Origin of the sequence: Streptomyces parvulus (assembly GCF_014648855.1) — a bacterium.
Taxonomy (GTDB): Bacteria; Actinomycetota; Actinomycetes; order Streptomycetales; family Streptomycetaceae; genus Streptomyces; species Streptomyces parvulus.
In genome coordinates, this window is record NZ_BMRX01000052.1 from 1 (window position 1) to 769 (window position 769).

Sequence of the window (769 nt, forward strand, 5' to 3'; positions counted from 1 at the left end):
CTCCGCCATCACCCGGAACAGACCCGCCGTCACCTGAAGCCCGGTGATCCCCTCCTCACCGATCAGCCGGGCCAGCGTCGCCACACTCGGATCACCCTCCGGCGCCACCACCGTCCGCCCACCCCGCAGCAACGGCACCCACACCTCATACGTCGACGGATCGAACGCATACGGCGCCACCATCAGCACCCGCTCATGCGCACCCCCGCCGAACATCCCGTCCACGACCAGATCCAGAACATCGCGATGCGTGACCGCCACACCCTTCGGCGTCCCGGTCGAACCCGACGTGTACATCACATACGCCAGCTGGTCGGGCCGGCCGCCCACACCCGGATCCGTCACCGGGAAACCGGCCGAGTCACCGGCGTCGTCCACCGTCACCACGACCGGCGCATCCGGAAGGCCCTTGGCGTAGGTCGCACGGTCGGTCAGCAGCACCCCCGCCGACGTCTCGTCCACGATCCACTGCATCCGCTCCCGCGGATAACCGCTGTGCAACGGCAGATAGAACGCCCCCGCCTTCAACACCCCCAGCAACGCCACGACCAGATCCGCCGAGCGCTCCATCAGCACCGCCACCGGCACCTCCGGACCCACCCCCGCACCCAGCAACCGGTGCGCCAGAACGTTGGACCGCTCATCCAGCTCGCGATACGACAACTCCCGCCCCGCACACCGCACCGCCACCGCCTCCGGCGACCGCACCACCTGCGCCGCGAAAGCCGCCTGCACCGAACCGTCGATCATCGCCATATCCGACTCGAAC

At 68.9% G+C, this 769-nt stretch carries 1 protein-coding gene; it reads right to left on the reverse strand.

From position 1 onward, the window contains the following. Positions 1–756: AMP-binding protein (locus IE108_RS34660; RefSeq protein ID WP_229852773.1), on the reverse strand; the 756-nt coding region annotated here is incomplete at its 3' end. Positions 757–769: the final 13 nt, after the last annotated feature.